This is a genomic window from Solidesulfovibrio alcoholivorans DSM 5433, assembly GCF_000702665.1.
GTDB classification, from domain to species: Bacteria; Desulfobacterota; Desulfovibrionia; order Desulfovibrionales; family Desulfovibrionaceae; genus Solidesulfovibrio; species Solidesulfovibrio alcoholivorans.
In genome coordinates, this window is record NZ_JNJA01000001.1 from 513,220 (window position 1) to 525,293 (window position 12,074).

Consider the following 12,074-nt stretch of genomic DNA (forward strand, 5'->3'; position numbering starts at 1 on the left):
GGCGGGTGGGCGCTGGCTAGTTCTTTTCCTCTGCCGACACCACCGGGTGTTGCCGGAGGTATTCAAGCCGTTCGTACATGTCGCTGCCGAGGTAGTATCTGGACGGAGGCAGGAGCTTGCCGCCCTTCTCCAGGGTCTTGATGCCCTTGAGGACCTTTTCCGGCGAGGCGGGCAGTTCGTAGATCCGCACGCCCGTGGCGTTGTAGATGGCGTTGACGATGGCCACATGGCCCGAGGTCAGCGACAGTTCGGCGCAGCCCGAGGAGCCAAACGGGCCGGTCGGGCGCGGCGTTTCGGTATATTCGACCTCGATGTCGTCCGGGATGTCCATGATGTAAGGAAAGCCCTGTGCCCTGAGGGTGACATCCCTGGCCGGGTCGACAAAGTCTTCGCTGAGGGCCAGGCCGATGCCCTGGGCGATGCCGCCGTACATCTGGCCGTCCACCACGAGCTTGCTGCCGATGGGCCCGAAGTCGGCGTGCAGCGTCATCTTGACGACCCGGGTCTTGCCGGTCTTGGTGTCGACTTCCACCTCGGCCATGAACAGGCCGTAGGTATGGGTCGGGTTGGGGTCGCCCTGCATGGTGTTGAAGTCGCACAGGGAGGAGTAGCCCACGGTGGTCGCCTTGCCGGTGTAGCGGACGGGGATATTGTCCTTGGTCATTTCCGCGTGGGTCCGGTAGGTGCCATCGGGCTTGCGCATGGCCTCCATGAGCTGGTTGGCGCCGTCGATCATGGCCTTGCCGCCCATGTAATGGGAGCGGCTGCCGGCGGCGGCTCCGTAGTAGCCGTGCAGGGCCGTGTCGTTGAGGACCAGCCGGATCTGATCGGGCCCAAGCCCCAGCGGACGCAGGGCCTCGTGCAGAAGGACCAGGGCTCCGGCGTCGGCCCCCTGGCCCATGTCGTGCCAACCGCAAAAGAGGGTGACCGTGTCGTCGGCATTGAGTTCGAGGGTGACCTCGCAGAAGTCGTTGGCGCTAAACGTGCTGTCGTACATGCCGAACGCCAGGCCCACGCCGCGCTTTTTTTCCGGCGTGGATTCCTTTTTGGCCCGCTCCAGAGCGGCATCGTACTTTGGCCGCATCATTTCCAGGAGCTTGGGAAAGGGATGCACGTCCATGGTGCAGCCGGAGGTCATGGTCGTGCCCGGCCAGTAGGTGTTGCGGTAGCGGAATTCCAGGGGGTCGATGCCTATTTTTTCCGCCATCATGTCGGCAAGCTGCTCGGTGGCGAACAGGGCCTGGGGGGAGCCGAAAGCCCGGAACGCGGTGCCGAAGGCATGGTTGGAACAGCAGATGCGCCCCACGCCCCGGACGTTGGGGAAGTAAAGGCCCGCGCCGCACCAACGGAATCCCTTCTCGATGAGGGGATCGGACGTGCCGTCGTGGTAGGCGCCATGGTCGAAGAGGAAGTCGTACTCCATGGCTTGGAGTTTTCCCTCTTTGTCGGCGGCCATGCGCACGTTGAAATAGCTTGTGGCGCGCTTGCCGGTGAAAAAGGACTGCTCGGCATAGTCGAAATGCAGGCAGACGGGATGTTCCAGGATGAGGCAGCAGGCCATGAGTACGGCTTCCAGATGCGGGCTCATGGTGCAACCGAAGCTGCCGCCCACGGGGTTGTCGATGATGCGGACCTTATCGGGGGCTATGCCCACTGCTTCGGCCACCATGAGCGGCACGGCGTGGAGGAACTGGCTCTTGCTCTGGACCGTCAACCGGCCTTCCTCATCGAAATAGGCCAGGCCCACCATGGGTTCGAGCACGAGGTGCGGCTGGCGCGTGGTGTGGAAGCTCCCTTCCACGACGTACGGCGCCGTCTCGACGATGGGCTTGGTCTCTTCGCCCTTGATGCAGGCCATATCGCAGAACATGTTGGGCGTGCCCGGATGGATCTCCATGGCGCCCTCGGCCACGGCGGCCAGGCCGTCCATGTAGGCCGGCAGTTCCTCCAGCTCGACCTTCACCTTGTCCGCAGCGGCCCGGGCCTGCTTTTCGGTGTGGGCGGCCACCACGGCCAGGACGTCGCCATACTGGTAGACTTTCTCGTCATTGATGATGCAGCGTTCGAAGCCGTCGCTCTTGTTGGTCGGGTAGGCGCACAGGCCGTTGATGCGGTTGGTGCCCTTGATGTCCTTGGCCGTGATGACTTTGACCACGCCGGGCATTTTTTCCGCTTCCGACGTGTCGACGGCAAGGATTTTGGCGTGGGAGACGCGGGCGTGGACCTCGGTGAGGTGCCAGACGGGAAACGGCAGCTTGTGGTTGATGTCGTCGCCGTAGTCACAAAGCCCGGTCACCTTGGCCAGGGCCGTGGGCTTGGGCACGTTGGAGTTGTAGATGCGCTGGTCGGCCGGCATCTTGAAGGCCAGATCGCCCATGGATTTCTCGCCGCGCACCACCTTGGCCGCGTCCATCACGGCATCGACGAGCTGCTTGTAGCCTGTGCAACGGCAGGCGTTGCGGTTTTTCTGGAACCACGCGCGCACCTCCTCGCGTGTCGGGTCCGGATTGGTGTCCAACAGCCCCTTGGCCGAAACGATGAACCCCGGGGTGCAGATGCCGCACTGCACCCCGCCATGGACGATCCAGGAAAGCTGCAACGGGTGCAGGTTATTGGGCGACCCCATACCCTCGATGGTGACGATCTTGCTGAATTCCGGGACATTTTTCATCTTGCGGGCACAGGACCGGATGACCTTGCCGTCAAGGAGCACGGTGCAAGTGCCGCATTGGCCAATGCCACAGCCAATCTTGGTGCCCGTGAGGCCCAAGGCGCGCAGGGCGTTGGCCAGGGACTCCTCCGGATCGGTCACGATCAGTTTATCCACGCCGTTGATGTTCAGGAGCATTTTACGTGGCGTCATATACGAAGACCTCCAATACATGTTTGTCGGACAAGACTATCCCGTCACACCGCGGATCAAGGACGGTGCGTTTCAAACAGCGATGTTACGCAACGCGGCAAGCCTGGCAGGCCTGCCGCACCGTTTGACTAGAAGATGAATCCCAGGCGAACCATGACGGTGCTGGTGCGAACGCCGTTGGCCACGGCGGCGTCAGTGCTGAAGGCGGTCATGACCTGCATGTGTGGCGTCACCATGTAGGCACCCGACACGCCGACGTTGTGGGTGGCTTGCCAGTCGTTTTGCTCTTTGCCGCCCACAATGGTGCGGCCGCCTCCCGTGAAGATATAATCCAGGGAGCCGAAGAACTCCGGGGTGAAGTTGTAGCTCAAGTGCGCGTCACCCCCGAAAAGCGGATCGCGCGATGAGGTTGCCCGATGTCCTTCGGTGTTGAGGGCGTTGTCATTGTCGGAAAAAAATTGCGCATATCCCGACAGTTCCAGCCAGGTCCGGTCGCCGAACCCCTTGGCGAAGCAGATTTCCTGCTTGGTGGCCCAGCGGTTGGCTCCGAGGTTGATGCCGCTTTCCCGATCATACTGCCCCGTGGGAGCGGTCACGTACGGTGTCCAGGCGAAGATGACCTTGCTTTCCTTGTTGTTGACGAACCAGATCGTGGAAGCGAAGGTGGCATCGCCGATGCCTGAGGACTGCTGGTTGGGGAGGGTGACCTCACCGAAGGGGAGCAGGATTTGCGGGTCAATGGTGAACGGCCCGAGCTGGGTGAAATACACGGGACGCAGCACGCTGACATTGCCTATGTAGTTCGCGGAATTGCTTTTTTTTGAGCCGTTGACGTAATATTCGTTACCAAAACTGTGGTTGTAGTACAAAGCGAGGAAAAAAGTGTTCGGCTCAAGCGGAATATAATCGCGCGCATTGTTGGCAAATGCCTGGCTGGAAGAAAAAAGAAAAATTCCGAGCAGCGCGATCGTCATACCCCTTCTCATATTCCCTCCCCACGTGCTTTTCTGTTTAAGCTCCATGGCCATCCCCATGCGGTGTCCTTGAAACCGGACCAGGCCCGGGCGGCCGGCGGAGATGCGGGAACATCCCCGCCGGTCGTGCCCGCGGCCTCCGCTACATCTTCAAGACGCCCTTGAGGACCTTCCCCTTTTCCAGGTCTTCCACGGCCTGGTTGATGTCCTTGAAATCGTAGTAGGTAACCAAGCGGTCGATGGGGAAACGGCCCTGCTTGTAGAGTTCGATCATCTGCGGGATGAAAATCTGCGGCACGGCCTCGCCCTCAATGACGCCCCGCAGGCCCCGGCCAAAAAGAATTCCGTTCATGTCGAGCTTCACTTCGGTGCCCAGGGGCGTCATGCCGACCAGGGCGCCAAAGCCCGTGGTGGAGAGGCAGTCTACGGCCTGGCGCAGCACGTGGGGATTGCCGATGGCCTCGACGGAGTAGTCCGCGCCGCCACCGGTAATCTCCTGGATAACCTTGACCGGATCGGTTTCCTTGCCGTTGATGCCGTGGGTCGCGCCGAAGGTTTTGGCCAGTTCCAGGCGCTCGTTGTTGATGTCCACGGCGATGATCTTCGTGCAGCCGCAGACCCTCGCGGCCATGATGGCGCTTATGCCCACGGTGCCCACGCCGAACACGACGAGGGAGGAGCCGGCCTTGGGGCGCAGGGCGTTAATGACGGTACCGGCGCCGGTCTGCACGCCGCAACCCAGGGGGCCGAGCAGTTCCAGGGGGATGTCGGTGGGCACCTTCACAATGTTGCCTTCGTTGGCCAGGGCGTGGGTGGCGAAGGTGGACTGGCTGAAGAAACAGCCGTTGATCCGCTCGCCGTTCTGGCCCAAGGGCGAGGAGCCATCGGGGCGGCCGCCGCTGAAGTTGTGGAGATACATGCCGTTGCAATAGCCGGGAAGGCCGCTCTTGCAGGTATTGCAGGCGTAGCACGACAGAAAACTCATGACGACAGAGTCGCCGGGCTTGACGGATGTGACGTCCGTCCCAACTTTCTCCACGATGCCGGAGCCTTCATGGCCGAGCACGCAGGGAAGAGGCGTCGGGTAATACTGGTCGCGCACTCCAAGGTCCGTATGGCACACACCGCAAGCGACCACGCGGACAAGGACCTCGTTGGCCCTGGGGTCTTCAAGTTGCATGTCTTCGATAAGGAATTTACCGCCTTTTTCCCGGACCACGGCAGCCTTGATATCCATAATCGACTCCTTTTAGAGTGTATTGGAACATATCGGCATGACGTAAAAACGATTACAATGTACAAAATTACCTGTTTGTCAGTATGTGTTGGTCTTTTATATGCTTGTTATTTTCCTCCTTTTGCCTAAATTTGTAAGCATATAGTATTTAAGTTGGTTTATCTGCATAGCTGTGACAAAAAAATATTATGCTGCTATTGTCTATATTGAATACGTAACTGAACATTTTTCCAAGGACAATCTGCCATCCTCTCTACAACTCTCATACAAATATCGTATAAGCCCTCTGTGGTTTTACCATGCAACATGAAATTCTATTTCCCTTGCGCAGTAGTATGCCGTTTCGCCTGTTGTTGCGCTGCTAAAAAGCAAACGATATGCCAAGTTTTGTTATATAAAATTTAGCATAATAGGAGATGCCGCGCCGGGCGCCTGGCCGGACGCAGGCGACCCGCAGCGCACTTTTCAAAATTAGTTAATATTTTTAGGATATTGGCAGATAGTCAGGAGAACGCGGTCGCGTTCAGATGGTCAACATGGCGGGGAGCGGTGGAAGCTGCGGGCAGAGGATCTGAACAGCACCGCCTTGGCGGGAAAGAATCGGATCGGATGTTTCAAGGGGCTGGATGGCCGGCGGGACCGACGAGGGACCCCTTCGCCCCCCAACGCGTCGCATCATGCGACACTCACGCCGGCCCACTGCGAAATCGACGCGATATGTGCCGCAATTTGCGACACGGTAACAACTGGAATCTGCGGAGCCTAGGATAAGATACTATATAATTCAGCATATTAAGTATTACGTTCGTACACGTGAGGCGGAAATGGAGTGTTTCATTTTGACGCAAAGCCGTGATTGTTCCAAGCCGAACGAGTATCCGGATTCCTTTGCGCCTTGGCCGCCTCCTTGATTCTCGGGACCGGGTCGACCCGTTGCCCGGGTGCCGCGACTACGGCGTGGGGACATTTCCGGTCACGTCCCGTCGGTCAAGGGGATACGGGCATTCCCCTTGACCCGGTTTCCAAGACCACGCAAAATGTCCTACGCCCTCGAACAGGGGAGATGGCGACAATCCATGTCCGCATGGGAAGAAGCCGTACCCGCCAGGCTCGTGACCACCCGTTTTTTTGCCGGACACGGGGGGACCCGGGAAGCGCACCGGCCCGGCGGCACGCGGTCATGCCGCGCGGGTGACGTGGGGGAGATGGGACGATGCGCGAATCAACCGGGCACCTGCTCGATCCGAAGCGGCAGCTTGTCACCACCGAGCAGGCCTGGGACAGGCTCGTTGCCGTTCAATACATCGACAAGTCGCTGCTGCGCCAGGAGATCGCACTGTCCTGGCAGCGTTGTCTTTCGAGCAATGTCAATCCCCACACAAGCAAGAACGAGAACGTTGAAAAAGACTATCTCGATCTGGAGAACAAACGGTATTTGCTGGAAGTCGCCCTGCCGCACATGCAACAGCTCTATACGTTTGTGAAAGGCAAGGACTTCATCGTCATGCTGGCTGCCGCAGACGGAACGCTGCTCAGCGTTTTTGGCGACAAGAAGATGTACAGCGCTGGAGAGGCCCTCAATGTCGTAGCCGGGGCCAGTTGTCTGGAATCCGTTCTGGGCACCACATCGCCCGGCATTTGCCTTGCACGCAAGGTGCCGTTACAGGTTTTCAGGCAGGAGCATTATTGTCGGCTCTACCATACGTGGTGCTGCTCGGCCGTGCCCCTCTTCAATAGCCAGGGCGAACTGATCGGAACCCTCGATTTGTCCAACCGCGACAAGGACGTGCATCCCGCCTCCCTGCTCGATCTGGTCAAAATGACCGCAAGCTCCATCCAAGCCGAGTACAATTATCGTATTCTGCAAGACGACTTCAAGAAGTCCTACTACTACTTCAACATGGTAGTGGACAACATGCCAGAAGCGTTGATCTTCTTCGATCGGGACGACAAGATTTCCCATCTCAACCGGAATGCGACGAAATTACTTGGGACCTCGGCCGAACAGCTTGTCGGCAAACAAGCCAAAGCTGTATTTTCAAATTATGATGGCATCAAGCAAGAGTTGGCCACCGGCAGACACTGGAAGGAGCTTCGGTTTAAAACCAGATCCGGGTTGGTCGGCATCGAAGCCTATCTCAAACCTCTGACAAGCGAATACATGGAACCCCTCGGCATCGTCTGCACCCTGAAGGAAGACAATAAACCGAAGCCGTTGCACAATACCGCCAAGTATACGTTCGATGATTTCGTGCATGCCAGCGAGCACATGGACGCCTTGATCCGCACCGCCAAACGGATTGCCGCAATGGACGGAAGCGTCCTTATTCAGGGCGAAAGCGGCACCGGGAAGGAGATCCTGGCCCAAGCCATCCACAATGCAAGCATTCGCCGCAATGCCCCCTTCATTGCCGTCAATTGCGCGGCCCTGCCCCAGGAACTCATCCAGAGCGAACTTTTTGGCTATGAAGAGGGCACGTTCACCGGCGCCAAACGTGGCGGCAAAACGGGCAAATTCGAAATGGGCAACGGGGGCACCATCTTTCTTGATGAAATTGGCGACATGCCCCTCAACGCCCAGGCCAATCTGCTGCGTGTCTTGCAGGAGAAAAGCATTGTCCGCGTCGGCGGGGCGCACCCTATCCATCTCGACATCCGGGTCATCGCCGCGACCAATAAAACGCTGTCCAGGGAAATTGAGGCGGGCCGTTTCCGACTCGATCTGTTCTACCGCCTGGCCGTCATGAACCTTTCTATTCCGCCCTTGCGGGAACGCAAAGATGATGTGATGCCGCTCGTTAAACACTTTGTTCGCAAGCACCAACAGATGCGGAAAGACATCGCATTCTCACCTCCAGTAAAATCCCTTTTGCAGACCTATGACTGGCCTGGCAATGTCCGCGAACTCGAAAATGTAATCGTCAACGTCCTCACAAGGATAACACAGCAGACTGTAACGACGGACGACTTGCCTGAATATTTCAACACAGACAGTAACCAAGAGACAGATATCCTTCTATTGAAAGACACAGAGCTCACGACTATTTCCAGTGCGCTGGTAAAATGCAACAATAATATTACAAAAACAGCTAGATTGCTAGGCGTGAGTCGAGCAACAATCTACAGGAAGTTGAAAATATATAACGCCACTGACTGCAAGTAGTATGGCCACCGCTTCAGGAAAGCCGATGATGTTCATTCAGGATTCTCGTGACGATGTCTTGGACCGTTCCCTGATCATAGGTGTGCGCGGAGAGATTTCTGTCCCCCAATTGGCGCCGCCGCTTCCCAACGTGAACCGGGTGCTCCGCCGCTAGGTCGTGCCGGCGTCGGTCGTCTCGACGAGGCGACGCGGCCAATACGCGGGGTGGGTGGCCACGAAGAAATGTCCCGGCGTGTCCGGATTGACGGCCATGTATTTATAAGACGGCCGCTTCCCGTCGCCGTCCGGCGATCCGGGCCGTTCCTTTGTCCCCTTGGCCCGGCAGGGCGAAAGGGAGCAGGCAGAACCTCCCCCTTTCGCCCTGGGCGCTCGGCGTTGTGCGCATGCAGAACGCCCCGTGTGTTGTTCGTGGCCAGCAAGACCATCAGCAGCCCGATGCCGACTGAGGAACTCGCGGGCTACGCGCACCAACGAGAACCCTTCATGCTCGGATTTCCGCCATCCCGCACCCCGGAGCGACAGCTCACCTCGGGGCATGTTTCAAGGCGATCAGCAAGGCGGGTATTCCGATGGCGGCCGAGATCGGCATGATCGACCACGGTCCGGCGTGATCGACAACCACCCCTCCTACCAGGGCTCCGGCGGCGATTGCCCCGTTATAGGCAGAGACGTACAGGGATGACGGAGCTTCTGGACCGTTCAGATGCGCCGCCGCCTTGAATACCCAAGTCTGCATGAGCACCGGCAAGGCCGTGTATGCGGCACCCCAGAGCAGAAGAAGCGCGATGACGAGTGGCTGGCTTGTTCCGGCAAAGGTCAGCGCCGCAAGGCTGCCGATCAATACGGCCATCGTTATGAAGAGCGTTGGCCGGTATCCGTGCGCCATAATCGGAGCAATGCCAAAGTTGCCGAACAATCCCGCCACGCCATAAGCTAGCAACAGGCCGCCAATCCACCGGCTTTCAAAGCCGCTGACGTGCTCAAGGAAGGGCGCGATATAGGTAAAGGCGAGGAAATTGGCCATCATGATGAGCGCTGTCACATAGACCGCTGCGCGCAACGGACGTTCCCGCCAGGCTTCGGCAACTGTGCTATGTTTGCCCTCGTGCCCCGCGGGCAGGCTGGGCAAGGTCAGCCACATTTTGATGAACACCGCGAAGGCAAGAATCGCGAGCGCGACAAAGACAATTCGCCAACCGGCGTAACTGCCTAAAAAAGTACCTGCGGGAATGCCGAGCACGGAAGCAAACGCAAGGCCACCGTAGATTGCTGCGGTCGCACGCACGGCGTGCTTTTCGGGCACGATCCGCACCGCCATGCTGGCGGCCGTCGACCAGAAGATGCCGATTGCCGCCGCCACGATGAGGCGGCCAGCCAAAAGCGCCGCGTAATTTTGAGCGAGACAAGTAAGGATGTTGCCGAGTGTGCAAGCCAAAAGAAGGGCGAGCATCAAGCCTTTACGGTTCCAGCGCCGCGTGGCTGCGGTGAGCGGGGTCGCCGCAATCGCGACAAGCACCGCGAATCCCGTTACGAGGAAGCCAGCCTGTCCAAGCGAGACGCCGATGCCCTCCGCCAGTTGGGGCAGGATGCCGATGGGCATCAGCTCCGTGCTGACAAAAGCAAAGGTTCCGAGGGACAAGGCGACAACGGCAAGTGCCTCCGCCAGCGGAGCACGCTGTTTGACCTCACCGACAAAAACACCGGTTTGTTCTGTCTGATCGAGTGGTTGCGTAGAAATTGTTTCGCTCATGCTGCGCTCCTGTTTCAAGTTTGACCCTGCTATACAGAAGAGATATTAATGCCTCAAGAGACTGTGTGTCGCATCATTGATGACAAATTATCACGATACTTCGGGAACGGGACTGTGCACTGCACATGGAGTGTAAGGATGAGTTTTGACGGACGCATTCTGTCTGGGGTGGGCGTGCTGGCTGCCGTTGTTGAAAGGGGCTCCTTCGCAGGAGCCAGCGACATGCTCGGGCTGACGCCATCCGGGGTCAGCCGGTCGGTTTCACGGCTGGAGAATCGGCTGGGAATCCGCTTGTTTGACAGGACAACCAGGGCTCTGCACCTGACGGATGAAGGCGCGCGCTTCTACGAGGCTGTCGTGTCGCACCTGGAAGGCATAGAAGAGGCTGCAAACGACGCCTCGGGCGCCGCAAACATGGTTCGCGGGCGCTTGCGGATCAATGTTGACCCGTTTTTTTCGGGCCTTGTCCTCGCCCCGCATCTGTCGACATTCACCGCGCGTTACCCGGATCTCCAAATAGAGATCCATACTCGCGATGATGTCGGCGATCTGGTTTCAGACGGCATGGATGTCGCTGTCCGTTTCGGCCCGCAGCCCTCTTCTTCACTCATTTCCCGTCTTTTGCTCAAGACGCGGATTCTAACAGTGGCGACGCCATCCTATCTCAAGGCACATGGCAAACCGCAAAGGCCCCAAGACCTGGCCAATCATGCCTGCATACAGTTTCGCAACCCGCAGACGGGCCGGCCTTTCGAATGGGAGTTTCAACGCGGGACAACGATCATTCCAGTTCAAACGAATGGGCAACTTCTGCTGACAGATGTCAACACCATGCTACAGGCATGCCTTGGCGGCGCCGGTGTGGCGCAAGTGATGTCACTCGGAGTCGAACAGTGGATTGCCAGCGGCGCTCTGGTCGATCTCTTTCCCGACTGGCCGGACGAGATCTTCCCGCTTTACGCCGTGCATCCTTCCCGGCGTCATCCGGCGGCAAAGGTCCGCGCCTTTTTGGATTTCTGCACAGAGTTGGGGAAACAGGCCGCCCTCTAGCGCCAGGATGCACCGGCGCCCGTTGCGGTGGCCCTGTCTGCCATCCTGCCACCCCCGACAAAGAACCGGCTGACCGATGGCATTGGCCGACCATTTGAGCTTTTGCGGAGCACGTTTTCGAGGGGTTTCAGTCGATGAGGCGATCGGTCCCGTCCAGGAAGCAAGCATCATGCTTGCGGTGAGCGGCAACATCGTCGGCAATACCGGCGAACGCGCTGTTCGCGGCCTCAGGGGCCGGCATGCCCGGCCCCTTTTCAATCAGGGAGGACGATTCCCGAGTACTGCCGGCAGATATCCAAAAGCCGTTCCTGCAAGTCTGCGTTCAGAGCGTCCGGATTTGGGTCGATCTGCCGCATATGATAGAAGTAACGGCCTGAGACACGAGCCGCCGCAGCCTCGCTGACAGCCAGCCACGCTTGCGTGCGATACCCCTGATCCAGGTCGTCCGGCGCTCCCGGGCCGCCCATGCGTGTGGGGACCCAGCCCGGTTCCAAGGCGTTGGAAAGCGTTGACGGCCATCGTCTGGCCACGGCGAAGGCGAGCATGGCGTCGTAAAGCTTGCTTTCCGCGTAAGCATCGGCCCCGTTCCAGCGCCGTTTCTCCCAAACCGGGTCCTCCAGACAGGCAGGCACCCCCCTGTGCATGCCGGAACTGAGGTAGACCAGCCTGTCCGGTTTTTCGAGCACTGCGGTGAGGACGTACGGGGCCAGGACATTGACGGCAAAAACGTGGGAAAGCCCGTCGGCAGTGACGATGCGCCGAGGTTCGCGGTAGCCGACGCCGGCATTGTGGATGATCGCATCAAATCGGCCAAGCCCGGCCGCCTGGTCCGCAATGCGCCGCATGCCGGCAATCTCGGTGAGATCGCCCGTGACAACGGCTTCCACCCGGGGCATGGCTTGGCGGGCGTCCTCGGCCCGCGCCCGGTTGCGGGCATGCAGGACGACCTGATGGCCTTGTTCCGCAAGCAACCGGCCGGCCATGAGTCCAAGCCCCGTAGACGATCCGGTGATGAAAACCCTGGGCATGATTGCTCC

7 protein-coding genes are annotated in these 12,074 nt (G+C 59.0%); 2 read left to right on the forward strand and 5 right to left on the reverse strand.

What is annotated here, in order from left to right:
- Window positions 1-16: 16 nt before the first annotated feature.
- The 3 genes from Q368_RS0102315 to Q368_RS0102325 form a co-directional block, all read right to left on the reverse strand.
- A complete protein-coding gene (locus Q368_RS0102315) occupies window positions 17-2,863 on the reverse strand; it encodes a molybdopterin-dependent aldehyde oxidoreductase (protein WP_029457122.1) in 2,847 nt (948 codons plus the stop codon).
- A gap of 128 nt (window positions 2,864-2,991) precedes the next feature.
- Window positions 2,992-3,837: a transporter gene (locus Q368_RS0102320; protein ID WP_029457123.1), complete on the reverse strand. Its 846-nt coding sequence runs from the start codon at window positions 3,835-3,837 to the stop codon at window positions 2,992-2,994.
- A 142-nt stretch (window positions 3,838-3,979) separates the two neighbouring features.
- The gene (locus Q368_RS0102325) at window positions 3,980-5,074 is read right to left on the reverse strand and encodes an NAD(P)-dependent alcohol dehydrogenase (protein ID WP_029457124.1); all 1,095 of its coding nucleotides are present in this window, start codon (window positions 5,072-5,074) and stop codon (window positions 3,980-3,982) included.
- Window positions 5,075-6,287: 1,213 nt separating this feature from the next.
- Here Q368_RS0102325 and Q368_RS0102330 point away from each other — a divergent pair.
- Complete coding sequence (locus tag Q368_RS0102330; protein ID WP_052359978.1) at window positions 6,288-8,237, forward strand: sigma-54-dependent Fis family transcriptional regulator; 1,950 nt, start codon at window positions 6,288-6,290, stop codon at window positions 8,235-8,237.
- A gap of 523 nt (window positions 8,238-8,760) precedes the next feature.
- Here Q368_RS0102330 and Q368_RS0102345 read toward each other — a convergent pair.
- Window positions 8,761-9,987 carry an MFS transporter gene (locus Q368_RS0102345; protein ID WP_052359979.1) on the reverse strand — a complete coding sequence of 409 codons (1,227 nt, stop codon included), beginning with the start codon at window positions 9,985-9,987 and terminating at the stop codon, window positions 8,761-8,763.
- A 138-nt stretch (window positions 9,988-10,125) separates the two neighbouring features.
- Between Q368_RS0102345 and Q368_RS0102350 the strand changes: the two genes are divergently transcribed.
- Window positions 10,126-11,037: a LysR family transcriptional regulator gene (locus Q368_RS0102350; RefSeq protein WP_029457127.1), complete on the forward strand. Its 912-nt coding sequence runs from the start codon at window positions 10,126-10,128 to the stop codon at window positions 11,035-11,037.
- 254 nt (window positions 11,038-11,291) lie between these two features.
- On the opposite strand, the gene Q368_RS0102360 is transcribed toward Q368_RS0102350, so the two are convergent.
- Window positions 11,292-12,065 carry an SDR family NAD(P)-dependent oxidoreductase gene (locus tag Q368_RS0102360; protein WP_029457128.1) on the reverse strand — a complete coding sequence of 258 codons (774 nt, stop codon included), beginning with the start codon at window positions 12,063-12,065 and terminating at the stop codon, window positions 11,292-11,294.
- Window positions 12,066-12,074: the final 9 nt, after the last annotated feature.